This window comes from Rheinheimera sp. SA_1, assembly GCF_001669775.1.
Lineage (GTDB): Bacteria > Pseudomonadota > Gammaproteobacteria > Enterobacterales > Alteromonadaceae > Pararheinheimera.
In genome coordinates this window covers 72276-97826 of sequence record NZ_LXWK01000018.1, presented here as the reverse complement: position 1 = coordinate 97826, position 25551 = coordinate 72276, and the positions used below count along the sequence as shown (strand labels likewise).

Annotated in this window: 27 protein-coding genes; 15 read left to right on the top strand and 12 right to left on the bottom strand. The window is 50.7% G+C overall.

Annotated features, from left to right (window positions below; translation table 11 throughout):
* Positions 1–23: 23 nt before the first annotated feature.
* Genes atcB through atcJ form a run of 3 tightly spaced genes read right to left on the bottom strand, consistent with a single transcriptional unit; the run spans position 24 to position 1661 of the window.
* The gene (atcB, locus tag A5320_RS18215) at positions 24–785 is read right to left on the bottom strand and encodes a cold adaptation protein AtcB (RefSeq protein ID WP_068068435.1); all 762 of its coding nucleotides are present in this window, start codon (positions 783–785) and stop codon (positions 24–26) included.
* Positions 785–1348, bottom strand: coding sequence for a cold adaptation protein AtcA (atcA, locus tag A5320_RS18210; RefSeq protein ID WP_068068432.1), 564 nt, complete (start codon positions 1346–1348; stop codon positions 785–787). The genes atcB and atcA overlap by 1 nt, the downstream gene beginning before the upstream one ends.
* Before the next feature lie 22 nt (positions 1349–1370).
* Entirely contained in the window at positions 1371–1661 is a 291-nt protein-coding gene (gene atcJ, locus A5320_RS18205; protein WP_068068429.1) for a cold adaptation protein ActJcold adaptation protein ActJ, read from the bottom strand.
* Between the two features lie 239 nt (positions 1662–1900).
* On the opposite strand from atcJ, the gene rfbC reads away from it, so the two are divergent.
* Positions 1901–2458 carry a dTDP-4-dehydrorhamnose 3,5-epimerase gene (gene rfbC / locus A5320_RS18200; RefSeq protein WP_068068426.1) on the top strand — a complete coding sequence of 186 codons (558 nt, stop codon included), beginning with the start codon at positions 1901–1903 and terminating at the stop codon, positions 2456–2458.
* Between the two features lie 68 nt (positions 2459–2526).
* Here the strand turns inward: rfbC and A5320_RS18195 are convergent, their stop codons facing one another.
* The 3 genes from A5320_RS18195 to A5320_RS18185 are packed head-to-tail and all read right to left on the bottom strand — an operon-like array spanning position 2527 to position 6093.
* Positions 2527–4350 carry an amidohydrolase family protein gene (locus A5320_RS18195; RefSeq protein WP_068068423.1) on the bottom strand — a complete coding sequence of 608 codons (1824 nt, stop codon included), beginning with the start codon at positions 4348–4350 and terminating at the stop codon, positions 2527–2529.
* A 1-nt stretch (position 4351) separates the two neighbouring features.
* A complete protein-coding gene (locus A5320_RS18190) occupies positions 4352–5152 on the bottom strand; it encodes an ABC transporter permease (RefSeq protein ID WP_231916777.1) in 801 nt (266 codons plus the stop codon).
* Positions 5149–6093 carry an ABC transporter ATP-binding protein gene (locus tag A5320_RS18185; RefSeq protein WP_068068420.1) on the bottom strand — a complete coding sequence of 315 codons (945 nt, stop codon included), beginning with the start codon at positions 6091–6093 and terminating at the stop codon, positions 5149–5151. Before A5320_RS18185 ends, A5320_RS18190 begins: the two co-directional genes overlap by 4 nt.
* Positions 6094–6430: 337 nt before the next feature.
* Between A5320_RS18185 and A5320_RS18180 the strand changes: the two genes are divergently transcribed.
* On the top strand, positions 6431–7654 hold the full coding sequence (locus A5320_RS18180) for a M23 family metallopeptidase (protein ID WP_157606035.1): 1224 nt from the start codon (positions 6431–6433) through the stop codon (positions 7652–7654).
* Here A5320_RS18180 and A5320_RS18175 read toward each other — a convergent pair.
* The 3 genes from A5320_RS18175 to uvrD form a co-directional block, all read right to left on the bottom strand.
* A complete protein-coding gene (locus A5320_RS18175) occupies positions 7644–8810 on the bottom strand; it encodes an ABC transporter substrate-binding protein (RefSeq protein ID WP_068068414.1) in 1167 nt (388 codons plus the stop codon). The two genes, A5320_RS18180 and A5320_RS18175, sit on opposite strands and share 11 nt — an antisense overlap.
* Before the next feature lie 110 nt (positions 8811–8920).
* Positions 8921–11131, bottom strand: a complete 2211-nt coding sequence (locus tag A5320_RS18170; RefSeq protein WP_082971885.1) for a GNAT family N-acetyltransferase — start codon at positions 11129–11131, stop codon at positions 8921–8923.
* Position 11132: 1 nt separating this feature from the next.
* Positions 11133–13301, bottom strand: a complete 2169-nt coding sequence (uvrD, locus tag A5320_RS18165) for a DNA helicase II (RefSeq protein WP_068068411.1) — start codon at positions 13299–13301, stop codon at positions 11133–11135.
* 292 nt (positions 13302–13593) lie between these two features.
* Here uvrD and A5320_RS18160 point away from each other — a divergent pair, with 292 nt between their 5' ends.
* Positions 13594–14109, top strand: coding sequence for a GNAT family N-acetyltransferase (locus A5320_RS18160; protein ID WP_068068406.1), 516 nt, complete (start codon positions 13594–13596; stop codon positions 14107–14109).
* Entirely contained in the window at positions 14102–14857 is a 756-nt protein-coding gene (locus A5320_RS18155; protein ID WP_157606032.1) for an alpha/beta fold hydrolase, read from the top strand. Before A5320_RS18160 ends, A5320_RS18155 begins: the two co-directional genes overlap by 8 nt.
* Here the strand turns inward: A5320_RS18155 and A5320_RS18150 are convergent.
* Together A5320_RS18150 and A5320_RS18145 are read right to left on the bottom strand one after the other, a co-directional pair.
* The gene (locus A5320_RS18150; protein WP_068068400.1) at positions 14854–15366 is read right to left on the bottom strand and encodes a hypothetical protein; all 513 of its coding nucleotides are present in this window, start codon (positions 15364–15366) and stop codon (positions 14854–14856) included. The genes A5320_RS18155 and A5320_RS18150 overlap by 4 nt on opposite strands.
* 104 nt (positions 15367–15470) lie before the next feature.
* On the bottom strand, positions 15471–16175 hold the full coding sequence (locus A5320_RS18145) for an HAD-IA family hydrolase (protein WP_068068397.1): 705 nt from the start codon (positions 16173–16175) through the stop codon (positions 15471–15473).
* Positions 16176–16429: 254 nt separating this feature from the next.
* Between A5320_RS18145 and A5320_RS18140 the strand changes: the two genes are divergently transcribed.
* Complete coding sequence (locus A5320_RS18140; RefSeq protein WP_068068393.1) at positions 16430–17029, top strand: hypothetical protein; 600 nt, start codon at positions 16430–16432, stop codon at positions 17027–17029.
* Between the two features lie 13 nt (positions 17030–17042).
* Here A5320_RS18140 and A5320_RS18135 read toward each other — a convergent pair whose 3' ends face one another.
* Complete coding sequence (locus tag A5320_RS18135) at positions 17043–17519, bottom strand: 4'-phosphopantetheinyl transferase family protein (protein ID WP_157606029.1); 477 nt, start codon at positions 17517–17519, stop codon at positions 17043–17045.
* A 325-nt stretch (positions 17520–17844) separates the two neighbouring features.
* Here A5320_RS18135 and A5320_RS18130 point away from each other — a divergent pair, with 325 nt between their 5' ends.
* From A5320_RS18130 to A5320_RS18085, 10 genes are read left to right on the top strand one after another with little or no spacing between them, the layout of a single operon-like run.
* Entirely contained in the window at positions 17845–18555 is a 711-nt protein-coding gene (locus tag A5320_RS18130) for a beta-ketoacyl synthase chain length factor (RefSeq protein ID WP_068068387.1), read from the top strand.
* Positions 18539–19318 (top strand): lysophospholipid acyltransferase family protein, encoded by a 780-nt coding sequence (locus A5320_RS18125; protein ID WP_068068385.1) that lies wholly within the window; start codon positions 18539–18541, stop codon positions 19316–19318. The genes A5320_RS18130 and A5320_RS18125 overlap by 17 nt, the downstream gene beginning before the upstream one ends.
* Positions 19305–19571 carry a phosphopantetheine-binding protein gene (locus A5320_RS18120; RefSeq protein WP_068068382.1) on the top strand — a complete coding sequence of 89 codons (267 nt, stop codon included), beginning with the start codon at positions 19305–19307 and terminating at the stop codon, positions 19569–19571. Before A5320_RS18125 ends, A5320_RS18120 begins: the two co-directional genes overlap by 14 nt.
* A 1-nt stretch (position 19572) precedes the next feature.
* A complete protein-coding gene (locus tag A5320_RS18115) occupies positions 19573–19821 on the top strand; it encodes an acyl carrier protein (protein WP_068068379.1) in 249 nt (82 codons plus the stop codon).
* 26 nt (positions 19822–19847) lie between these two features.
* The gene (locus A5320_RS18110; protein WP_068069075.1) at positions 19848–20378 is read left to right on the top strand and encodes a hypothetical protein; all 531 of its coding nucleotides are present in this window, start codon (positions 19848–19850) and stop codon (positions 20376–20378) included.
* Complete coding sequence (locus A5320_RS18105) at positions 20371–21753, top strand: AMP-binding protein (RefSeq protein WP_068068376.1); 1383 nt, start codon at positions 20371–20373, stop codon at positions 21751–21753. Before A5320_RS18110 ends, A5320_RS18105 begins: the two co-directional genes overlap by 8 nt.
* On the top strand, positions 21750–22103 hold the full coding sequence (locus A5320_RS18100) for a 3-hydroxyacyl-ACP dehydratase FabZ family protein (RefSeq protein WP_082971883.1): 354 nt from the start codon (positions 21750–21752) through the stop codon (positions 22101–22103). Before A5320_RS18105 ends, A5320_RS18100 begins: the two co-directional genes overlap by 4 nt.
* Positions 22096–22854, top strand: a complete 759-nt coding sequence (locus A5320_RS18095) for a glycosyltransferase family 2 protein (protein WP_068068370.1) — start codon at positions 22096–22098, stop codon at positions 22852–22854. The genes A5320_RS18100 and A5320_RS18095 overlap by 8 nt, the downstream gene beginning before the upstream one ends.
* Positions 22851–23828 (top strand): LpxL/LpxP family acyltransferase, encoded by a 978-nt coding sequence (locus A5320_RS18090; protein ID WP_082971882.1) that lies wholly within the window; start codon positions 22851–22853, stop codon positions 23826–23828. Before A5320_RS18095 ends, A5320_RS18090 begins: the two co-directional genes overlap by 4 nt.
* Positions 23825–25462 (top strand): HAL/PAL/TAL family ammonia-lyase, encoded by a 1638-nt coding sequence (locus A5320_RS18085; protein WP_231916776.1) that lies wholly within the window; start codon positions 23825–23827, stop codon positions 25460–25462. Before A5320_RS18090 ends, A5320_RS18085 begins: the two co-directional genes overlap by 4 nt.
* Positions 25463–25551: the final 89 nt, after the last annotated feature.

The window sequence follows — 25551 nt, the reverse complement described above, 5'->3', positions numbered from 1 at the left end:
TAATTCAGTGCTTAACTCAGTGCTTAATCCAGAAAACTGAACATATCGTCCACTTCGGCGTATTCGTCGGTGGCTTGGTTTTTCTCTTTGGCTTGCATCACCAGCTCAGTAGCGAACTTGTTGATGATATGTTCCCAGCCGGAGTTTTCGTTACGAACCAGGCTTTTAATCGATTGCTCCACCGCTGGTGTCAGCTGACGGATCAGCGCCAGCAAACTGCGTGGGTCGTCATAACCTAAACCATGCACTTCTTCGTTGATATTGCGCTCGGTATAGCTGATGGCTTCTTCCAGATCTTCCTCTTCTTCGTGCAGCAAATCGTGGATTTCGTCTTCATCTTCAATCACTTCGCCGCGATATAACTCGATAAACGGAATGGATAAATAAAACAGACCGGCCGGATCTTCAGCGATACATTCCAGAATTTCAGCCTGCTTTTCTTCGCTTTCCTGGGTACGGATTAAATAGGTCAGAAAATCGAAGGTGTGCTGCTTCAGCTCGTCAGCATTGTTTTTGATTTTTTCTTCCCAGTACAACGGCTGCTGGCAGACGATGTCGCGGATTTTTTCCGGCGTCATCAGCTCGGAGATAATCGATGGGAACGAGATATCGTGTTGGCTGTTGATTTGGGTCAGCGTCACAATATCAATATTTTCAATCACTTCAACCAACTGCGCGTCTGACATGGTGTTGGCCATCAGCTCAAATTTTTTGCTGGCTTGTTTTGGCTCAACCACTGCCAGTTGTTTAATTTCCGCGACTGCAATTTCAATCAGACTATTCATCAGCGACCTTCCCTGTTAAAGGTAATTTCATCATATTGATCGTCATAGCCGTCTTCGTCTTCTTCGTCGCGGCCTTCGTAATCATCCTGCGCTTCATTGCGGTCGTCGTCATCATAATCTTCTTCATAACCGTCTTCATCGCTGTCGTCTTTACTGCGTTTAGCCGGGGTAGAAGATTCGTTCGACAGCATAAACAGCACGGCGCAGGCTTCGATCAGCAGGTTTTCGTCATAACCGCGGATGGTTTTAACCAGCGGTAAATCGTCATTATTAAAAGCGACTGAAGTTTTAAAATCGTCCCACAGTGGGAAAGTGTTGGTTTTCAGCCACTGCGACCATTTTAATTTGGCTTCGCCGGTGAATTTCACCCGGCCAAACAAAGCCACTGGTAAATATTCCGGTACTGATTGCAGCATTTCCGGATCGGCTTCTAATACTTTTTTAATCTGGCTGGTGAAATTTCCCAGCGCTTTTGGCGTATCTGGATCGTTATAAGATTCAATGTTTTCAAAGGCATCAGTTTTCAGTTGTTGTAATCTGGCCTGATCGAATTTTTTACTCATGGCTATTCCTGTCTGTGTTTCGTTAACCGGCTGGGTAATATTGGTCCCACAGCTCTTTCATCGCTGCGGTCGGGTCCGGCACTATCACGTTGTTAAAATCTTTGATAAAAGCGGCGCGTTTTTTAGCATCAGACAGTACATCGTAGGCTTCTTTCACCCGTTGTAACTGCAGCGCAGCCTGATCTTTGGCGTCATCCGACTCGGACAACAGTTTGTCCGGGTGATATTTATTCGACAGTCGTTTATATGCTTTTTTGATTTCTTCATCGGTCGCTGTGGCTTTAACACCCAGGACACGGAAATAGTTAATCATGCTAAACCTTGTGAATACGAGGTGGTTAAACGAGAACAAGGGCAGGTGTTGCCAGCTTGGGCGCTGGTCACTGGCCGCAGACAATGGGGCGATCATAGCAGAAAAAGCAGGGTGGGCGGCAGCCTAAATGGCGTGGTCAGAGCAATCTGCTTCGAATCGGTTCTATCGCCGGACAAATCCTTGCCTTTTACCGCAAAAAACGCACAATGCAGCAAAATGTTCCGTGAGAAGACAAGCTGATGCAACTGATCCCAACCGCGATTCCTGATGTGCTTATTTTACAACCCAAGGTGTTCAGCGACGAGCGTGGTTATTTTTTGCAGAGTTTTCAGCAACAGCAATATGAAACTTTATTAAAGCGGCCACTCAATTTTGTGCAAGACAACCATTCGCACTCAAAACAAGGGGTGCTGCGCGGTTTGCATTATCAAATCGCCCAGCCGCAGGCGAAATTAATCCGGGTGGTACAAGGTGAAATCTTTGATGTGGCGGTCGATTTACGGGTATCTTCCGCCACTTTTGGCCAGTGGGTCGGACAGTTTTTATCGGCACAAAACCAGCAGCAATTGTTTATTCCGGAAGGTTTTGCCCATGGTTTTCTGGTACTGAGCGACAGTGCCGATGTGCATTATAAAACCACCGACTATTACGCCCCGACGCATGAGCGTGGTATCCGCTGGGACGATGCCGATCTCGCGATTGACTGGCCGCTGGCGCAGTTACCAGCATTGCCGCCGTCCCTTTCAATGCGCGATCAACAAGCCACCACATTTAAAGCTGCCGAGTATTTCGAGTAGTTGTTAATTGTGGGGTCAGAGTCAATTGTTAACAAAATTCTGTTAACAATTGACTCTGACCCCGAATGTTAATTGATTTTAATTTCATCCAGTTCCAGAAAATACTCCGGTTGCGGGGCGTTGGCTGGCGCTGACCATAACAGCATGCTGATGGCCGAAAGTTCAGCACCTGCGAATTGGCTCAGTGGCATGTTGATTATTTGCCAATCGTTACTGACGTTAAAATCAGCGACCACCGGCAGCATGCTGCCAGCACTAAATAGCTGCAGTTGATAGCTGCCCGGTGTGCCGCGAACTGCGAAACTGACATGAGTAAAAGCAGTCAAGTCTGCACCTTGTTCCATGCTTTTTCCGGGCAGATAGGTTAAGCCAGACCACGGATAGCTAAAGCCAGGTTTGATCGCACCATCAACCCGGATGGCACCGGTACTCTGAAAGCCTTCTGCTATCCAACTCATTTTCGCACTCGACTGGCCCTGCATCATACTGTCGCTGCTGGCGCTGATCCCAAGCCCTTGGATGGTTTTGTGGCTTTGGGCGAAATCAGCCAGTAATCCAGCTGTGACTTTGCTGGCCGCGGCGCTGATGATCGGGTTAATCCGCACACCGTTTTTCCAGATTTTTTCTGGGGTGAATAACGTTGTTAAATCGTTTTGCACATCACCGACCAACAGCAAATCGGCTTTAGCCCCCACTTTTAGCAAGCCAACCTGCTTTAAGCCAAAACTGCTGGCAGGCAAAGAGGTCGCGCTTTTTAGCACTTCATCAATGCTCAACCCGGCTTGTTGCAATAACAACATTTCCAGCGGCAGGCTGATGCCATGGGCGGTGCCGGGATTCGGCGCATCGGTACCGGCCAGAATGCGAATGCCGTGCTGATGCATGACGCGGGTGTTGTAGAGCAAATTTTCAAATAATGCCGGCGGAATATTAAACTGGGTAAAACCTTGTTTTAAATTATGGCGCTGATTGGCGCTGAGCTTTAAATCATTCCGGTTCAGCACATATTTGGCGTTATGTTGGCGCACCGTCATCGCTTCATGCACTGCCAGGGTTGGAATAATAAACACATTTTGTGCCTTCATCAGATCCAACAGTTTTTGCTGCACTCTGGACTCAATAAACCCATGCACCAAGCCGTCGGCACCGGCGCGCACCGCTTCTAATGCCGATTGTTGATCGCTGATATGCACCACCGCCAGTTTGCCTTGCTGATGCGCAGCTTTAATCACTGCAGTTAATGTTGCTTCATCAATCGACGGGAAAAACTTGCGGGGTGCTTTGTTCGACTCATAGACAATTTTAATAAAATCAGAACCTTCCGCGACGCGCGCCGCCACAAAGGCATCGGCTTGCTCCGGCGTTTTGATGGTTGGGATCGGCATACCATATTCAGTGCCGTGGCCTTTTGGCGCTGTGATCAGGGTGCCGGCGCTGTATAAATCGGCGCGTTGCTGGCTCGGCGTTTCGTCACGGCCCGCCTGCAGCGGTTTCATTAACTGCGCCGACATAAACATATCCAATACGGTGGTGACGCCATATTGCGGTGCTAATTCCAGCGCATCGGCGTAAGTGTGGACATGTGCGTCAATCAGCCCCGGCAGCAGGCTGCGGCCTTCGCCTTCAATTTGGGGTAAATCGGTTTTTATCGGGTGCTCACTAATCTGGCTGATCCGACCTTGCCGCACTTCCAGATAACGCTGGCCTAGCCATTTTTCACCATCAAACAGTTGCACCGGCCCCAGCACAAAACTCGCTGGATCACTGATTTCAGGTGAAGCAGTTGTTGTTGCCACTGGTGCCGTTGCAGTTTCTGGTGTTGGCAACAGACTGAAAAAAACACCCAGCGTCAGTACCGAGCCAAAGGTGATCAATAGAGTTTTCGAGGACATCTCAGGCGCTCCTGTTCTGACGAAAGGCACGGCTAGCCAGCACGCCAAATACCACTGTGAAAACCAGCAAGGCAAGCAGATGCTGCCACCAGGGCTGCGGTAAATCACGGCCAATCACGCTGAGTGCCAATTGACCAAAATGAAAACTTGGTAAAAGCTGAGCAAAGTGCTGCATAAAGCCTGGCAGGATGTGGATGGGCAGCCATAAACCGCCTAAAAACGCCAACGGCAGATAAATCAGATTCACCACAGCGGGCGCAGCTTTCGCGCTTAACGTCAGCCCCAACCAGAGTCCGAACAAACAAAATGGCAGGGTGCCAACTAACACTAATCCCGCCAGTCCCAGCCACTGACTGGTATATAAACGGACATTGCCAAACAGCGCAGCGCAGACAAACAACAGCATCACAATCACCAGCGCAAACAACAAACTCGACACCATTTTGCCGAACAGATAAGCCGACACCGGCGCCGGCGCAATTTGTTTCATCGTTAGCCATCCCTGAGATTTTTCGGTGGCGACATTCACGCCGAAGTTAAACAGCGCCGGGCCCATCACGCCGAAGCAGCAATAAGTCACCAGCAAATAATCGCTTTGACCGCCTTTGGTGATAAAAACCCCAAACAGCAGATAAAACATCACCGGAAAAATCAGACTAGGTGCGACAAAACCCGGCGTGCGCCATAACGTCAGCAAATCAAGTTTCGCCTCCATCACCAGTAAATTCAGAGTTTGTCGCCAGCTGAGCCATGGCATTGTGGCCGCTTTGATAGTGCTGGTTTGCATCCTGGGCGTATTCATGCGCTATGCTCCTTGCTGTTGGTGAGATGTAAAAATGCTTGTTCCAGACTGACACTGCTGACGGTGAGATCCGTGAGTTGCTCGTCCAGCGCCAGTAACCGGCGTAAGGTTTGTTCGGGTTGGCTGCTATGAATTTGTAAAAGTTGCGCTGCCGGATTGTCCTGCTGTGCGGCTAACTGTGCGGCAAGTTGAACGACGAGCTGCACTTCCGGCCAACTGCTAATGAGTTGTTGCGACAACCTGGTGCTGCAGCTTATTTGCCGGGTCTGGCTAAAAGCTTTTAAGGTGGCCGGGCTGCCATCGGCAATAAAACGGCCGTTTTTCAGCACCAAAATCCGCGATGCCAGTTGATCGGCTTCTTCCAGATAATGGGTGGTCAGGATCACGCTGATGCCATCGGCTTTGGCCTGGCGGATTTGCTGCCAGAACGCCTGGCGCGCGGCCACGTCCAGGCCAACTGTGGGTTCATCCAAAAACAACAACACTGGTTTACCAATGATGGCGAGTGCAAATAACACGGCCTGTTTCTGGCCACCTGACAAAGATGCAAACCTTTGCTGCACAATGTCATTCAGGCCACAACTTTGGATCAGTTCCGGTAGCGGTCGCGGATCGGGGTAATAACAGCTGAACAGTTGCAGATGTTCCAGCACCGTCAGATTGCCCGGCAAACTGGCTTGTTGCAGCATCACCCCGAGATTGGCGCGAAGTGCCATCGACTGCTGCAATGCGCTGACTGGTTGCCCAAACAACCGCACATCGCCACTATCAGCTGGCAGCAGCCCGAGCAAGATGTTCAGCAAGGTCGTTTTTCCTGCGCCATTTTCGCCGAGAATGGCGACAATTTCACCGGACTGAATGGTTAAGTTCAGCTGGTTGAGCACCGGGTGTTGCGAGAATTTTTTATTCAGATTGCGAATGTCGATATAGGGCGTGGTCATCAGTGTGCTCCGCTGTGAAGGCTTCAGTGGAGTGTGCGCCCAACGCTGGTTTGACAGCAGGGGCATTCGTCATCAAAGCGGGGTGACATTTGTCATCTGTACGATAAAAGTCAGGCTGGAAATCGCCGTGGCTGTTCCTGTATTGGCTTTCCCTCTCTCCTTTTCAAGTTTAAATTTACTAATTAATGACATTCTGAAGCATTTTTGATGATAGTTCAGTGACAAATTTCTGATATTTCTTGTCCTAGCTTTTGACGATCTCAGCATTGACTACAGTGGGTACGGCAGCCAGTTTCTGGCTGTCCTTCCCTACAAACAATCAAAATAAGAGGTCGTTATGAACACCAGGAACCTATCAACACTTTCGCTATTGTTATGCAGCTTATCGGTGGCGGCTGCAACTCCTGCAACCAAGACTGATGGCATTGCCGCAGCTACCTCGGTGCAGGCCGGCAGTACGTACGCTTCTGCGGTACACCAGCCAGTCAACCCGCTGATCTACAGCTACGATGAAATGTTTAACTTTGATATTGAAGCCTATCTCGCCAGTCAGGCGCCGCATTTATTGCCGTACGCCGAGCATATTTCGCATTGGGCCGGTTACAGCAGCATCAGCCCGCGGGTGTTATTGGCTTTGATGGAACAACAGAGTGGCGTGCTGCGAAATGCTAATCTGAGCGCAAAACAACTAGCCAAGCCTTTTGGCAAATTATCGGCAAAAGCCGATTTTGCCGGCCAGCTTCAGGATGTCGCTGATCAACTGGCGACCCGGGTATACAGCGCACCAAGCCACCCTGAGGCTGCCGAATTCAGTAATCGTCAGGCGCCATCAGCATTAGATTTTTTATTTGAAAGTGCAAAACCGCAAGCTTTGTCAGACGCTCAAGCTTTACAGCAACAAGGCGCGGCGCGGCAATTCAACGACATTTATCAGCAGTTGTTTGCTGAAGAATTTTCAGCAGTTTCAAGCCAAACAGAACAGAAGCAAGCCGCTGATCAACAAACGATGGATGACCCGGTTATTCTGGCCGGTCCGGCCAATGGCTTTTTACAATTTCCGTTTCCGACCGGCCAATCCTGGCATGTCGGTGGTGCACATACCAATACCGGCAGTGGCAATTATCCGATGTCATCGTTGGACATGAGTCAGGGTGGCGGCTGGGGCAGTAATCAGTCAGGTCGTTGGGTGGCTGCATCTGCGGCGGGCAGTTTTAAACGCCATTCGTCCTGTTTTGCCGAAGTAGTGCATAGTGGCGGCTGGTCGACCACTTATTATCATTTGATGAATATTCAGTACAACACCGGCGCTTCCGTCAGTAAAAACACCAAAATTGCCAATCCGGCCAATACCCAACCACAGGCCTTGTGCAATGGTGGAGCTTCTACCGGCCCGCATCAGCATTGGAGTCTGAAGCAAAATGGCAGCTGGACGCACTTAAATGGCGTTTATGTTTCTGGCTGGCAGATCACCGCTACCGGCAGCAGTTATGACACCAATTGCAATCGTTATTATCTGACGAAAAGCGGTACCAAACGTTGTGCTGGTTATTTTAGTCACTGACCGGCTGCAGACCGCGTTGACGCAGCCACACCAGCGACACTTGCTGTGAAGCCTGGTGTCGCTGTACATCATATTGCAGCTGAAAATCGTACAGCTGTTGTTGTGGTAACGCTTGCAACACACAGCGCCGGGTGATGGTCGCGGCGCATTGTTTGAGTGCGCCGACCAATATTGTGGCAGCGGCAAAACCTTCCAGCGCCACATCACTCATTCGGGCATCACTTAGACGTGCAGTTGCCGGAAGCGTTGCAGCAGGCTGTCCCGCTTTGCTAATTGCCTGAGTCTGTAGTTGTTGGCGATATGCATCAACCAATGCCAGTTTTGACTGGTTTGGATCCGGCATCACCATCGATGCCAGCACCTGATGACGGTGGTCGAGTAAACTATTTAGCTCCGACACGCCGGTAAAAGATACTACTGAATACAACGGGTTAAATTTTTTCGCCGCACCAAGTTGAATTGCGTCAATCAGCACCTGATAAGTACCGACCGTCAGCACAACGTCGGGCTTTTGCGCAATAAGCGCTGCCACTGCATCGGCTAAATCGGCGGTATTGCGTTTAAATCTGCTGATGACCAAAGGTTTTAACTGCCGCTTTTGCAGCTCCGTCAGAAAATTACGCTCGACACTGGCGCCAAATTCATCGGCCTGAATTAGCAACGCGATTTTTTTAAATTGACGTTGATCAACCAGATAGCTGATTTGCGCACTGGCTTCCTGCGCATAACTGGCGCGAAAGTTATAGATAAAATGATCTTCTGGCTGGCGCAGTATATCGGCGCCGGTAAAAGGGGCGATAAATGGAATTTGCTCATGGCGCAATAATGGCAGCACAGCGTTTGAGGTTGGAGTGCCAATATAGCCAAACAACGCCAGCACTTTATCGTTAAATACCAGTTGCCGGGTGTTGTCGACGGTACGGAGTGGCTCGTAACCATCATCCAGCGAAATAAGTTGAATGGGTCTGCCGTTAATTCCACCTTGTTGATTTAACTGTTCAAAAGCCAGATTGGCGCCAGCGCGGTAATCCAGGCCTAACCACTCGGCCCGCCCGGAAAACGGTGCTGACATGCCAATTTTAATCGGGGCAGCGGGTTGCGCCTGCAGCGAAAAACACACCAAAATGCACGAAAACAGCAAGAGATATCGGCACATTCACGGACGACCCTTTAAAAGACACCGAAGTGGTTCCACTACAGCTTAGCTGTTAGTTACGGCCGGTGTTTTGATTTGGCTCATGTTAATGGTCAATCAAGCTAGGGCCGTTAGGGTTGATTCAAGCAGAAAGTGGCAATCAACTGGCGTATTTGATTGATGAGTTGCTGTTTTCCCTGGCCATTATGCTGTTTCGAAAGATCTGCCCAGCTGTGCTTTTGCCACAGCTTTTGCACCAGCAAAGGCGTTAGATCGATCGGCAGACTGTGCGCATGCTGATTAAACCAAGCCAGTACCAACAATTCGACCAATTCATAGGGCCGTTTGCCAGCCGCGAATAATACCAGTTGTTGTTTTGCTGGGGTGTCGATAGTGGTCACTGGCGGCTGACAGAGCTGTAGTGCCAGTCGTGGGTTTAAGTGACGCTGGCTATCGGCTAATTGCAGATACAAGTTGGCGGCGAACTGCTGGTGTAACTGCACCATGGTGGGTGCCAGCGCGCTGTCGCAGGCTTTGATCATTAAAACCGAAGGCTCACCACTGGCTTGTTCGGCTTGTTGACTGAGTTTAACTGGCAGAAATCCCTGGCCAGTCCAAAAACGCAATAACGCCGCAGTCGCGCCAAAACTGCTGCCAACTGCCGTAACGCCCTGCTGCTGGCAATGTTGTTGCACTTGCTTCAGTAAATACTGGCCAAGCCCGCTGTTCTGCCAGGCTGGATGGATCACTATCCGTTGCACTCTCGCCAGTGGCAAGGTTGCCAATTCCGGTGTTGCCAGATGAAAGGCCAGACTTTGTGCCAGCAAGTGGCCTTGCACCCTTCTATCACCCTGATAAACCTGAGTGGCTAGCTGCGGTGGCAATTGACCTTCGTAGCTCATCACGGCGCAGCCGAGCAGTTGCAATGATTGTTGTGTGGATCCTGGTTCTTGTTCATTGCCTGCTTGCTGATACAGCGCCAGCACATGCAACTGTGGATTATCGAGCAAAGCCCATAAATCCGTCACTTCGGTTTGATAATGAGCCAGACTCAGCAGCCCAAAAATACCGGCAAGCAAGGATGGTTGTGCCAGTAATTCCGACGCTGGATGCAGCTTGGTGAATAACGGCAAAGCGGGATCATAAGCCGGTGTTGGCTGTTCGCAGGCCAGCAAAAAACTGCGGAAAATTTGCCGCTCTAACGGATCATCTTCGGCGTATCGTACCGGTGTTTGCAACCGTAATTGCTGCCAGCCGGGGCAATGTTGTTGTAAATAAGGCTGAAACTTTAAACTGAAGCTACGACCTGTTCCTTCGTAACCATGTTCGGTGGTGGCGAACACCAGCCGGCTGTATTGCTGCGTCAGTTGTTGTAATTGTGGTAATGGAATGGCGGCGGCTTCATCGACCATGATTAAATCGGCGCTTGGTTGTTGCTGCAATAACAAATCAATGGGCCAGAATTGCAGCGCCAGCGGTGCATCCGGCTGTAACTCTGCCAGATAGGCTTTGGCATGCTGTAAAGCCACGGCGGCAGCTGCTGGATTTGGTGCGGTGATAATGAGTTTTTGCTTGCTTAGTTGTTGCAGCTGCACCGCCGCAATACCCAAAGCTGCCGATTTGCCGCGACCCCGATGAGCCGTCAGCAACAGCGGTCGACGGCGATGGCCTGAAACTACTTTTAAAATGGCAGCAACGGCTTGTTGTTGCTCCGAAGAAGAAAAGGGAGCTGGCACCAACTCTGCGTCAGCAGGGTGCTTCGAGTCTGTTGTTTGTGTTGATGCGCTTGGCTCGGTCAGTACGGTCTGTTGTGCTTTAGCTAAGTGCTGGCGGTGTAAGCCCAGCGCTTCGTTATACAACCACCAATCTTGTTGCTGCGACAGCCAAAACTGCTGAAAATTACTCGCTTGATCATGAGCTTGCAGCGGATAAGACAACATCCGCTGCGCTTGAGGATTGGGTTGCAGTGCAAAATGCTCCGGCGTTACGGTGATCAGCAACCACAGGCCACCGGCGCGTAAACAACCACTGCTGGCGGCCAGCAGATCCCAATCAATACCAGCTAAGCCATTGATCACAATCCAGTCGGCTTCAACGCCAAGTAACTGGCCTTTGTGTTTAATCTGGGCTGTAGTTGCGGCTAATGGAAAATCAGCAATAAATTCGCCGAGCCAAAAGCCGGTTCCTTCGGATTGATAGGCTAGCAGTTCAGCAAGCGTCTGCGGCAACCCGTCGCGCTCAGCAGCATCGACCTGCAACCACAGCGGCAAACGCCAGCGCAGTTGCCAGTACTGCTGCTGCAGTTCAGCCAGCTGCTGGCGCAAGCCCAGGTCGGCAGACACCTTAAATCGCCTCTAACCTGGCATAAGAAGTCACCAGCCACTTGCTGCCCAGGTCATCAAAGTTAACCTGAATGCGCGACTGACTGCCGGTGCCTTCATAATTGAGCACAGTGCCTTCGCCGAATTTGTCATGCAGCACCCGTTGCCCCAGTTTAAAACCGGTATTTTCAAAAGCGCTGTGGGTAGCGGCGCTGCCAAAACGGTTAAATTGGGTTGGTTTGCTGACCGAAGTGGTCAGGCGGATTTCTTCGATATACTCAGATGGAACTTCCCGCAAAAACCGCGATGGCTTGTTGTATTGCTCCTGCCCGTATAACCGACGGCTTTCGGCGTGGCATAAATACAGTTTTTGCATAGCGCGAGTCATCCCGACGTAACAAAGCCGGCGTTCTTCTTCCATCCGGGTCGGGTCATCGCCGGACTGCTGACTCGGGAACATGCCTTCTTCCAAACCACAGATAAACACCAACGGGAATTCCAGACCTTTGGCGCTGTGCAAAGTCATTAGCTGCACTGCATCCGAATGTTCTTCCGCCTGATATTCACCGGCTTCCAGCGCAGCTTGTGATAAAAACGCCGACAGCGGGCTCATTTCTTCGTTGGCGGTAAAATTCTGGTTGGCGCAGGCGTTGACCAATTCGTTTAAGTTCTCAATCCGGGTCTGGGCTTTTTCGCCTTTTTCCGCCTGATACATGGCATGCAAGCCAGATTGATGAATGACGTGATCGGCTTGTTCGTCTAAGGACAAATCACGAATTTCGTCATCGAGCCTATTAATCAGCTCCATAAAAGCGCTGATGGCATTGGCGGCGCGGCCGGTCAGCTCTTTTTGGAACACCATCTGCTGCAGGCTTTGCCACAAGGTTTGTTGCTCACGCTTGGCAAATTCACGCACTTTATCCATGCTGGAATCACCGATACCGCGGGTTGGCGTGTTGATGATCCGCTCCAGCGCCGCGTCGTCCTGCCTGTTATTGATTAGGCGCAAATACGCCAGCGAGTCTTTAATTTCCTGCCGTTCATAAAAGCGCAGGCCGCCGTAAATGCGGTAATTGATGCCGTCCTGAATCAGTGCTTCTTCTAATACCCGCGACTGGGCGTTATTGCGGTACAAAATTGCCGCTTCAATCAACTTGCCGCCCTGACGGCGCCACTCGCGAATGCGGCTGACAATAAACCGCGCTTCATCCAGTTCATTAAAGGCGCTGTACAGCGAAATGGCTTCGCCTGCTTCGCCATCGGTCCATAAATCTTTGCCGAGACGGCCCTGATTGTTGGCAATCACTGCGTTGGCGGCTTTTAAAATAGTGGAAGTAGAGCGGTAGTTTTGCTCGAGGCGAATAGTCACCGGCTCAGGGAAATCTTTTAAGAATGTCTGAATATTCTCAACTTTGGCGCCGCGCCAACCGTAAATCGACTGGTCATCGTCACCGACTATCATCACCCGTGCATGGTTGCCGGCCAGTAACCGCAGCCACTGATATTGAATGGCGTTGGTATCCTGAAACTCGTCAACCAGAATTTGCCGGAAGCGCTGCTGATAATGGCTGCGGATTTCACTGTTGTTTTTCAAAAGCTCAAAGCTTCGCAGCAGTATTTCGGCAAAATCGACTAAACCGGCGCGGTCACACATTTCCTGGTAAGCGGCGTAAATTTTGATCATGGTCTCTAAGTTAAAATCGCCGCCATGCGCCATTTTGCCCGGGCGTTCGCCTTCGTCTTTACGACCATTGATAAACCACTGAATTTGTTTTGGTGGCCAGTGTTTTTCGTCGAGATTCAACGCTTTCAGTACCCGGCGTACTAAACGATATTGGTCGTCCGAATCGATAATTTGAAAAGTTTGCGGTAAGTTGGCTTCGGCAAAATGCGCGCGGAGCATGCGGTGCGACAAACCGTGGAAAGTGCCCATCCACAGATTATTCAGGCTGACACCAACGGTTTGCTCAATCCGCGCCCGCATTTCCTGCGACGCTTTATTGGTGAAAGTTACCGCCAACAAGCTGTACGGGGCAACGCGTTCGACCTGCATCAGCCAGGCCAACCGGTGCACCAGCACCCGGGTTTTGCCCGAACCGGCACCGGCTAAAATCAGCATATGCTGACTCGGCGCCGCCACGGCATCGCGTTGTTTGTCGTTTAAACCATCGAGTAATAATGAAACGTCCATTGAAGCAGCCTATCGCTATACCGGTCATCGCTGAAACCGGCGTTTCAGGCAAGGGGTATATATATGTACAGTGGTTTTCAGATAAAGGCAGTATATCAGGGGTTGGCGATGGGCTAAACCCGTTTGCGGATTTTCATCATGCTGACCAGGATGACCGCAGCCAAATTTGCTGTAATTGCAGTCAACAACAGCCAATGGTGTTCAGGAATAGATTTGGGTATGCTGCGACAAAACGTGCCTGATCAAAATGCCATTTTGAGGGATGCGATGACGACAACTGCGCTGGTGAACAATGCTGATTAAATCTGACGACCTGACAGGTGACGCAATTGTCGCGCTGCTACAACAACATCTGCGCGATATGCACCTGACGTCACCGCCGGAAAGTGTGCATGCGCTGGATCTCACTGGCCTGCGTGCGGCTGATGTGAGCTTCTGGACTTTATGGCTGCCGCTTGATGCCGGGCAAAAACAATCCGGGCAAACTCATGCCATACAAAAACAGGACGAGCTGCAATTAGCAGGTTGTGGTGCACTGAAACAATTAGATAGCCAAAGCGCTGAAATTAAGTCGATGCGTACCGCTGATCATTTTCGCCGCCAAGGCATTGCTGCCGCCATGCTGAAGCATCTTATTGCAGTCGCAAGGGAACGTGGTTATCAGCAACTTTATCTGGAAACCGGTTCAATGGCCTTTTTTGAGCCGGCCCGCGCTTTGTATCAGCGCTTTGGTTTTGAATATTGTGCGCCATTTGCTGACTATGTACTGGATCCAAATAGTGTATTTATGGTGAAGCAGCTTGGTTGACACGCTGCTGTTCGTGCCGGGGACAATGTGCGATCAGCGGCTGTGGCAACCGATGCTACAAACGGCAGCTGGTGAGCAGTTGCAGCAGCAATTTGCCATTCAGCACGCGGCAATCTGGCAACAAACCGATCTGAGTGGCATGGTAGCGACCATCGCCGCGCCACAAGCTGCTCATTTGGTTGGCTTTTCGATGGGTGGATATCTGGTGTTGTCACATCTGCTGGGCCTATCGAGTGCCGAACCGCTCACCCATCCGCCAACCAAACTGCAGCAAGTGAAGTCGCTGGTGCTGATTGCAGCGAGCGCCGGATCTTTGCCTGCAGCGGAAATTCAGGGGCGGCAACAAGTGTTGCAATGGCTGAGTAGTCATCGATATCAGGGGATGTCGCGTAAACGTCTGGTGGAATTTGTCCATTCGTCGCAGCTGCAGAATCCGTTAGTGACGGAACCTTTGCTGGCGATGGATCAAGAACTTGGTCATGAGGTGTTGCAAATGCAACTTAGCCAGACCAGCCTGCGGCCTTCATTGATGGATCAGTTGGCGCAGATCCGCTGCCCGGTGCTGATTATCGCGGGCCAAGACGATCGGCTGGTTGCGCTGGCACAGCTACAACAGATGGCTGCGTTAATTCCGGATGCACGATTGGTGGTGTTGCCTGATAGTGGCCATATGCTACCGCTGGAGCAACCGGCAGTCATTGCGTCTGAACTCCTGGCGTTTTATCAGCGGGTTGTTACAAAGACCTAGTTGGATGATGGAGACGATCGGTCAGCATCGGCAGCTGGTTTTTTCGCGCCGGGTAGATGTTCGGCAAAGGCAAAACCGCTGTCGATGCGTTCAATGTCTGTCAATAATTGCGGTACAAGTTGCTGATAAGGCTGATCGCTGTGGCATAACCGGCGCATCAGGTTTTCCATCTGTTGCTGACGTTTTTTGTAATGACTATACAACGCATAACCAAAAGCAGTCAGACCAGATACTGCAGTTTGAATCGCCGCTGATTCCCCAAAACCAAAGAAGGCTTCGACGTCATGGTAGATAAATGCTATTACCGGCCAGGCCAGCATCGACAGCACACCAAGCAAAGTTAGTATAAAACCGGTTTTATTCAATAGCGCATAGCTACGGGCTTTGATATACAAATCAAACAGCAGAACATAACGCTTTTGCAGGTCTGGTGAACTGTCGGCGGTCAGCCAATGGTTGCGGGCAAATGCCTCCATCAGTCCGGCACTGGTTTGATTCACACTGAACATAGCGAGTGGCACTCCGTCGCTGGTTGCGGCTTCGATTGAGCATTAACAACAAAAGGCCACTTCGCAAGTGAACATCGAAAAATCAGCAATAGTCGATGTGTTTACTACAGTGCTTTTAACTCCAGCACATCACTGATTTCCAGATGTGGCAGGGTTTTTAGCGTTTTGAGCGAGCCCGGCGTCAAATTTAGCCAGGCCGTCTGGCAACCGGCATGTAATGCACCCAGTACATCAGATTTGACGTGGTCGCCAATATGTAAAAGCGCAGCAGGCTCAATCTCTAAGCGAGTTGCTGCATTCAAAAACAAATCGGGATAAGGTTTCATCCGGCCGTCCGGCCCGGCGCGCAGCGCAAACTGAAATAAATCGCCAATACCCATTTGCTGAATATCGGCGTTGCCATTGGTGATCGCCACCAGTGGAAAGCGGCTTGCAAGCTGTTCCAGTAAAGGCCGGACCTGCGGCGGTAACTTGATGTCCGTACGGGCGGTTAAAAAGGCCGACATCGCTAATTCGGCAATTTCTGCAGCCTCACAGCCGCTGATGCCTTGGGTGGTTAAGCCATGTCCCAGCGCCAGCAAACGCCAGCGGCTAACATCATGCCGAATATCCGGCTGCACTGCCGCCAGTACTTTACGCTGCTGCCACCAATAGTCCGGTTGATTGTAGGCAACATCACCGAGCAGCTGCTGCAGTCGTTGCTGCATCGCCAGTTCTGCTTGGTGAATGACATCGGCGTTGGGGTACAAGGTGTCGTCGAGATCAAAGGACAAGGCTTTAATAGGGGAGAGAGCTTTGTAAATGCGCATAAATTCTCGAATAGGCTGGGAGCGGTCACTGCAGCGGTAATTATTGCAGTTTGGTCGCGCAGATGCACCTTAATGGCTGAATTGTCGGCTCTAAAGTCACTGCGGCAAATACATAGTTTTGGTCAAATGATCCACTCTCAATGGTTATCAAAATAATCTGCCAAACCCGATGTTATCTCGCTGTGATTTTTGTTATTGTCCTGTGCCTTTTGCAATTAGCAAAAGTTCTAATAACTAAAATTGAAGGAACAACAATGATTTTACGTGGACTACTTATCGCTTTTATGTTGCTGCTTGGCGGTTGTGCCTCATCCTCGATGATCAAAGCACCACAACAGCAATTGGCCAAACCGGCCGCCGACAAAGCGCAGATTATTTTTATGCGTTCTTCGTTTGTTGGCTCAGCCATCTCCGCTCCATTGTTTGATGTGACTGCTGGTGAGCCGAAGTTTATCGGTATCGTCGAAAACTCGAGCAAAGTTGCGGTTGAAGTGCCAGCTGGCAAACATATCTTTATGGTAACTTCAGAAGCCGCGGATTTCCTGGAAGCCGAAGTTGAAGGTGGTAAAACCTACTACGCCATGGTCACGCCGCGGATGGGCGCCTGGGTTGCCCGTTTTTCAATCTGGCCAGTGCGTGGCAATGGTACCAGCGAGTTCCATACTGCAGATAAGGATGTGCAAAAGTTCATCAGTAAAACAGTGCTGATGCAGAACTCACCCAAGTCAGAAGCCTGGTTTTTGAAAAACAAAGATGATGTTAAAGCTAAGCAAGCAGAATACTGGCCGGTATGGCAGCAAAAATCTGCAGCAGAATTGGCAGAGCGGACTTTAGTGCCGGCTGATGGCCAATAACTAACGCCATTGTTTACTCGATCAGCGTAACACTTTGGCTATTAACCTGCTGAACTATGCAGGATTTGATGGCAAAGTGACTGGCAACACAAAACTGATAGTTCTGCTGTTGCCAGTGTTTCAGCTGCAAAGCCAGCGCCGGCTGTTGCTGTGCCAACATTGCAAATAACTCGCCGCCATGTAGCTTGATCGACGCTTCGATGGCCGTCCAGCGTTGATAAAACTGCTGGTCTGAATCGCAGTCATGCCGCAACGCCGGATATAAATCGGCATAACGGCGCTTGTCGCGGTGCGATGAGATAAGTTCCACATCTAAGCCAATGTCAGCATCGGTACTAATCGCCACCGCCACCAACTGCTGACTGTGACTGATTGAACAATACACGATTTCCCCCGCCACCCGCAGGCTGATTTTATTTGCTGCCGGCAGGCTGATTTGTACCTGATATGGTTCAACTTTGAGCTTTTCTGCACATAATTGTCGTAACAATGCCCTCGACCAGGCAAAAGTTGCTGCCCGCTTTGCCGATTTCCCCTTGATCCACTGCAGTTCAGACGCATCCAATAAGGTAAATGGGAGTTCTTGATTCGGTTGAAAAAAAGTAAATGAGAGCCAAATGTTGGCAGCATTCCCTGTGTCAGTATTCGGTACGTGTGATGGCAATGTCAGCATAAATGAGCGCTCTGAACTGTAATCTCATGTTTACAAATTTGTGGCGATTTAGGTATAGTAATTGGATTACATGCAGCTATTGTCCGCGAATTCGCGTCTTTATAGAAGAGCTACATGAACATGACTTAGCTGAGTAGTTGCCATGGATTTTTTCATTCAAAGCTGGCTTTTTTGGCCAGCCGTTACAGGCCAGGATACCACCATTTCCGAAACCGCTGCCGATGGTTATGACTGGCCCGGTTTACCGCAAGTACCGGCCATGCAACGCCGCCGCTTAAGTCCGCTCACCAAAATTGCTTTTCATGTTGCTTTTAGCCAGCCTATCAGCAGCACTACACCCTTAGTCTTTGCATCCAGACACGGTGATCTGCACAAAACACTCGAATTATTACGCGATGTCGCTACGCAACAACCGTTATCTCCAACCCAATTTGCCTTATCTGTTCACAATGCGATTGCCGGGCAATATAGTATTTTCAGTCAACATCAGGCCGAACATTCGTCGGTAGCGGCCGGTGACAGCAGCTTGCATTATGCGCTGTTGGAAGCCTTCGCTATGCTCCAGGAAGCCGATTGTCCTGAAGTGTTGGTGGTGTATGCCGATCAGCCGGTACCTGAGGTTTATCAGTGTTTTACCACGCAGCCCGCGGCGCCGGTGGCCATGGCATTGTTGTTATCGAACAAGCAGGGCATCCCCGTCTCTTTACAACACCAGCCAGCCACTGCAGAGGCAGTAGTTGAGGAAGCGCGGTCGCTGCAGGCGTTTTTACTGTCGGATGCGGCCGACTGCAACATTCCAACCAGTCGGGTCAATTGGCATTGGCAGCGGAGAGTCCATGTGGCAGCGGCTTAATCATGGCTATCGGATCCTGGCGACCGGCTTCTGTTTTAGTGTCTTTGGTATCGGTGGACTGATATTATCTTTGTTGGTATTGCCGGTACAGCGACTTTGGATCCGTGATGTCGGGCAGCGAAAAACAGCTGCCCGTTATCTGGTCCATCGCAGTTTTAAGTTTTTTATCAGACTGATGCGGGTAACCGGAGTATTTCATTTTGATTTTCCGGATGATGCTGAATTGGCACAGGCCAGCGGTAAAATTCTGATTGCCAATCATCCTAGTCTGATTGATGTAGTGGCGCTGATTTCATTGTTGCCGAAAGCAGATTGTGTGGTGAAAGCGCAGTTGTTTCGAAACCCTTTTATGCGCGGGGTAATTCAGTCAACCGGTTACCTGACCAATGCCGATCCTGATGCGTTATTGCAAGATTGCAGCTTGTCGCTACAACAAGGTAATACCTTGATTATATTTCCGGAAGGTACCCGTACGACACCGGGAACTTTGCAGCATTTTCAGCGGGGCGCTGCCAATATAGCTTTGCGCAGTGGCTGTAATTTTCTGGCTTGTCTGATCCACTGCCAGCCGACAACTTTAACTAAACAGGAAGCCTGGCATCAGGTGCCAGCGCAGCGGCCGACCTTAACCATTGCCGTGCTCCAGGAGTTTGATATACAGCCATATCGGCATCAGGATTCGTCTTCGTTAGCAGCGCGGCAACTGACTAGAAATTTAGAAACTTTTTATCATCAGGTACTTATAAATCATGGAACAACTTAAAACCGAACTTAAATTACTGATCATAGAAAGCCTGGCGTTAGAAGACATCAGTTTCAGTGATATTGACGATGCCGCACCATTGTTTATCGATGGTTTGGGGCTGGATTCGATTGATGCGCTGGAGCTCGGTCTGGCCATTAAAAAACGTTACAACATCAAAATAGATGCCAACGAAAAACAAACCCAACAGCACTTTGCCAGTATTAATAACCTGGCAGCTTATGTCGCACAGCAAGTAGTCGTGGAGAACTGACATGAACACAAAAGAAGATATTCTGGCCGTTTTAACCAAAATTCTGGTCGATGAATTTGAACTGGATGCAGAGAAAATCCATTTGGATGCACATCTGTACCAGGATCTGGATTTAGACAGCATCGACGCTGTAGATCTGGTGGTTAAACTGCGTGAATTGACCGGCCGTAAAATTGAACCTGAAGCCTTTAAGCAGGTGCGTACGGTTGGGCATGTCGTCGACGAAGTGTTCCAGTTAGCCCAAGCCTGATACTTTTGCCTGCGCCATTGAAAAACATGCTGTTTAGCCTGGCCGCTTTGCTGGTGCCAATCTGGGTGTTTGTCATGGTCAGTTACGACTGGCTGTGGCTGGCACCTTTGCCGTTGCTGGTATTGGTGGTGGTGCGGCTTGCCAACAAACAACTCAGCAGTGCTCAGCGTGGTTTTGCCGCACTGACATTATTGATGTTATTGCTGGCGTTACTGGCGGGACAGACCGAACTGGCATTGCTGTATTACCCGGTATGGATCAATGCCGGATTGTTACTGCTGTTTGGCTGGTCGTTATTTTTTCCGCCAACCATGATCGAGCGATTTGCCCGGCTGATGGAAGGCGATTTACCGCCCAAGGCCATCGTCTATACCCGAAAAGTGACGCAGGTCTGGTGTCTGTTTTTTATCGGCAACGGCACCATTGCATTTTGGCTGGCATGGGTCGGCAACTGGCAGTGGTGGGCCTGGTATAACGGCGGCATCGCTTATGGCCTGATGGGATTATTGCTGGGCATCGAATGGCTGGTGCGGCAGCAGGTTAAAAAACATGACTGAACACTGGCATTTTCGCTGGCCGTCAAAAGCGCAAGCACTGTTTGCCAGCACAGCGTCCGAAGCAGCTTCTGCAATAACAGTCGGCTATTGGCTAGAGCAACTGGCAGCCTGTCGGGACGTCGTCTCAAACATGGCCGGATCCAGGGTGTTATTGTATCTGGACGATAGTGCAGAGTTTAGCCTGTGGTTATTTGCTTTGTTACAGGCCGGGAAAACCGTGGTGCTGGCACCCAATGGTTTGCCTGAGACGCTGGCGCAAGCGGTATTACATGCGGACGAGCAACTGCTCGCTGACACGGCATTACCGGCAGTAAATCAGGACGCCAACAGTTTTGCGAACCCGGACGAAATCACTGCCCACACCAGCTTGCCGTTACAGGCAGAGCTGGTTTTTTTCACTTCAGGTTCCAGTGGTCAACCCAAACTGGTGAGCAAATCTTTATGGCAACTGCAAACTGAAATTCAGGTATTACAACAGACCTTTGATTGTTTAGCGGCTCACGCCAGCATGCTGGTGGCATCAACAGTGCCACATCAGCATATTTATGGTTTGTTATTCAGAGTGTTATGGCCACTTGCTGCTGGCTGGACTTTACAGCGGCCGACGATTCATTTTGCCGAACAATGGCTGGCACTGGCGCAGCAGCCGCAACCGGTGATGCTGATCAGCAGCCCGGCGCATTTAAGCCGTTACGATGATGTGTCGATGGTGCAACAATTTCCGGCACAGTTTGCGGCGGTGTTCAGCTCTGGTGGCCCGCTGGCAACAGCTGATGCGGCGCGGTTTTACCAGCAAAGTGGTCTTGCGATCACTGAAATTTATGGCAGTACCGAAACCGGTGGCATTGGTTATCGGCAGACGCAAACCTTTGAAACTGTACCAGCCTGGCAGGCTTTTGCCGGAATGCAGCTGGCGCAGGATGAGCAGGGTTGTCTGCTGCTGCGATCGCCTTATCTCGTAGAAGAATGGTTTGCTACCACTGATTTGGTCAGGTTGCATGCTGCGGATCAGTTTAGTTTGGAAGGTCGGGTCGATCGGATTGTCAAACTGGCAGAAAAGCGGTTGTCGCTGGCGGATGTTGAAAACCTTTGTAGCTCGCTTAGTTTTGTGCGCCAGGCTGCAGCCTTGATCTTGCCTGTTAGCGTAGGTCATGGCCGTGAGCAACTGGCGTTGGTAGTCGAACTGACAGAAGCTGGCCAGCAGCTGCTAGCGATATCAGGCAAACATGCTCTCAACCAACAAATTAAACAGGCTTTAGCCAGCCGTTTTGAAACTGTATTGTTGCCACGGCGCTTTCGTTATGTGCAAAGTATGCCATTTAATGCCCAGGGCAAATTACCGCGGCAACAACTGGAGTTATTGTTTTTATCATGAAAAAACTGTTTCCAAACCTGTTGCAGCAACAAAGCCGCGATCAGGGCATCAGCTTATTGCTGGACATCAGCGCCGACTTACATTATTTCGATGGTCATTTCCCCGATGCGCCAGTGTTGGCCGGGGTGGCGCAGTTGGACTGGGCAGTGCAATTCAGTCAGCAATTTTTGCTCGGCAACCGGCAGGTAGTGTCGGTGGAAGTGCTGAAATTTCAACAGATGGTGCAACCGGGTTGTCAGCTGCGGTTAGAGCTTGATGTGCAAAAAGCCGATACCAGCACCTTCAGTTATCGCTGCGATGAGCGAACTGTGGCATCAGGGCGGTTAAAGTGGGGACCGGCTGTTGAATAAAAACGCCTTAAAACAATGCTTTGTGATCCCGGTGTATAACCATCCGGATACCATCGCCCACACCGTGCATTCGCTGCTGCCGTTTGGTTTGCCGGTGCTGGTGGTTGATGATGGTTCTGATCAACAGACCAAACAAGTGCTGGCGGAACTTGCCGTTGCCGTACCGCAAATGCAGTTACTGACCTTGCCGCAAAATCTCGGCAAAGGCGGCGCGGTGATGGCCGGTTTAACGCTGGCGTCGGAACAGGGTTTTAGCCATGTGCTACAGGTTGATGCCGATGGTCAGCACAATCTTGCCGATATTCCTGCCATGTGGCAGTTGTCAGAGCAACAACCGCAAGCGCTGATTAGCGGGGCGCCGGTGTATGACGATTCGATCCCGACCGGCCGTAAGATTGGCCGCTACATCACCCATTTTTGGGTCTGGGTTGAAACCTTAAGTTTTAGCGTCAAAGACACCATGTGTGGTTTCCGGGTCTATCCGCTGGCCGCTTGTATGCAGTTATTTGCAGCACAACGGCCTGGCCTGCGGATGGATTTTGATATTGAAGTGATGGTGCGTTTGTACTGGCAACAAGTGCCGGTGGTGTTTGTGCCGACGAAAGTGATTTATCCGCCGGGCGGGCGGTCGCATTTTATGGTGGTGCGTGACAACTGGCTGATCAGCAAAATGCACACCCGGCTGTTTTTTGGCATGCTCTGGCGTTTGCCAAAGTTGCTGTGGCGCAAGTGGCAAAGAGCAACCCTATGAAACAATTTGGTGTGAGAAAGTCTGAGCACTGGGCACAACAGCAAGAAAGCGGCAGCTATCTGGGGATCCGGGTTTTGCTGCTGTGTTATCGCCTTGGCGGTAAGTTTCTGATTTTACTGGCGCTGACGCCAGTGCTTTGGTATTTCGTCTGCACCAACCAACGCGCCCGAAGCGCCTCGTTAGATTTTCTACAGAAAGTCCATCAGTTCTCTGGTCACGTCAGCCCTTTTGCGAAAATGCCGGGCTGGCTGGACGCGTTCCGGCATTTTCGTTGTTTCGCATTGGAAGCACTGGCGAAAATTGATGGCTGGTTAGGTCGAATAAAACCTGAACAAATTCAACAACAAGGCCCAGTGCATTTTGCAGATTTGATAGCAGAGGGTCGGGGTGGCGTGCTGATTGGCAGCCATCTGGGCAATCAGGAATTATGTCGGGCGATGGCGACCGGCAAATACCAGACCAAAATTCATGTGCTGGTGTTTACCCGCCACGCCGCAGCTTTTAACAAAGCTTTGCATCAGACCAATCCGCAGGTGGAAGTGAATTTAATCCAGGTCGATACCATCGATCCGATGCTGGTGATGCAGCTCAAACAATATGTTGAACAAAACGAGTTTGTGGTGATTGTTGGCGACCGGATTTCGGTCAGTGCGCCCGATAAAGTGCTGTATGCGCCATTTTTGGGGCAAGATGCGCCTTTCGCTATTGGGCCCTGGGTGCTGGCTAGTGTATTAGAATGCCCGGTGCATTTATTGTTTTGTGTGCGGCAGGGCCAGGGTTATCAGCTGACGCTGGAATTTGTCGCCGAACAGGTGGTGCTGCCGCGTAAAAGCCGGCAGCAGGCGCTGCAACTGTATATTACTGAATATGCAAAGGTATTGGAGCGCTATGCGCTGCGGTACCCATTGCAATGGTTTAATTTTTATAATTTTTGGCAGTTACCAGACACTGCCGCCAAGGATCCAGCATCGTGAATTCTGCCGTATTTGACTCACCCGAATTTTTGGCGACCCAAACCGGCCCTCAAACTGGCCCAGCAGCACAGTCGGACGCTGCGATTTGTTTTGGGCAACAGCGGCTCAGTGTTTATGACGTGACGGCGATTGCCCGTGGTGAAAAACCAGTGCAGCTGACAGACCAGGCTGACTTCTGGCAACGCATTGATGCCGGGGTGGCCTTTCTGGATAAATTGCTGGTAGAAGACGGCGTGATTTATGGCGTGACCACTGGTTACGGCGATAGCGTGACGGTGCGGGTGCCTTTGGCGCAAGTCTATGAATTGCCAATCCATTTAACCCGTTTTCACGGCTGTGGCCTGGGTGCGGAGCTGAGTAAAGCACAAAGCAGGGCGGTGCTCGCCACCCGATTATGTTCGTTGAGCCAAGGATATTCTGGCGTTAGTCGTGATTTGCTGGCGATGTTGCTGACCTTTTTGAACAAAGACATCGTGCCTTGCATTCCGGAAGAAGGTAGTGTCGGCGCCAGTGGCGATTTAACGCCGTTGTCTTATGTGGCAGGCGCAATGATTGGCGAGCGTGACGTGATGTTTGGTGGCGAGCGCCGACCAGCCGCGGAAGTGCTGGCTGAGCTTGGGCTAACGCCTTTGACGTTGCGGCCAAAAGAAGGCCTGGCAGTGATGAATGGCACGGCGGTGATGACCGCTCTGGCTTGTCTGGCGTATGAAAGGGCGGAGTATCTGACCCGCTTATCGAGCCGGATCACCGCGCTGATGAGTCTGGCGCTGAAAGGCAACAGCCATCATTTTGATGAGATTTTGTTCAGCGTCAAACCGCATCAGGGGCAAAATGAAGTGGCAAGCTGGATCCGCCATGATTTAAATCATTACGAACATCCGCGCAATGCCGACCGGCTGCAAGACCGTTATTCCATCCGCTGTGCACCGCATATTATCGGCGTGCTGCGCGACGCCCTGCCATGGTTTCGGCATACCATCGAAAATGAGCTGAACAGCGCCAACGACAACCCGATTGTTGATGGCATTGGCGAACACGTGTTACATGGTGGTCATTTTTATGGTGGCCATATCGCGATGGTGATGGACAGCATGAAAACTGCTGTCGCCAATCTGGCCGATTTACATGATCGGCAGATGGCGCTATTGATGGATACCAAATACAACAACGGTTTGCCTTCGAATTTAAGCGCTGCGGCACCAGAGCGGCGTTTTATCAACCATGGCTTTAAAGCAGTGCAGATTGGTTGCTCCGCCTGGACCGCCGAAGCGTTAAAGCTGACGATGCCAGCGAGCGTGTTTTCGCGCTCTACGGAATGCCATAATCAGGATAAAGTCAGTATGGGCACTATCGCCGCGCGTGATTGTCTGCGGGTATTGCAGCTGACCGAACAAGTGATGGCCGCGTCCTTACTGGCGGTGCAACAAGGGGTGCAGATCCGGATGCAACAACAGGAACTGCAGCATGACAGTCTGATCCCGGAGTTGCAGCAAATGCTGGATCAATTACAGCAAGAGCACCCATTGGTCACTGAAGATCGGCCGCTGGAAGGCAGTTTACGGGTACTCATCGAGGCGATTCAGAACCAGCATTGGGCCTTATACCCTTCATCCTTAAAGATGCGAGGGTGTTGACTTCACTCACTCGCCCCAGTCACATAGAACAGCTATGCTCCGGGCCGGGCTGGCGCTCCAGTCTCGCTCACTCGTCGCCTACCTGCATC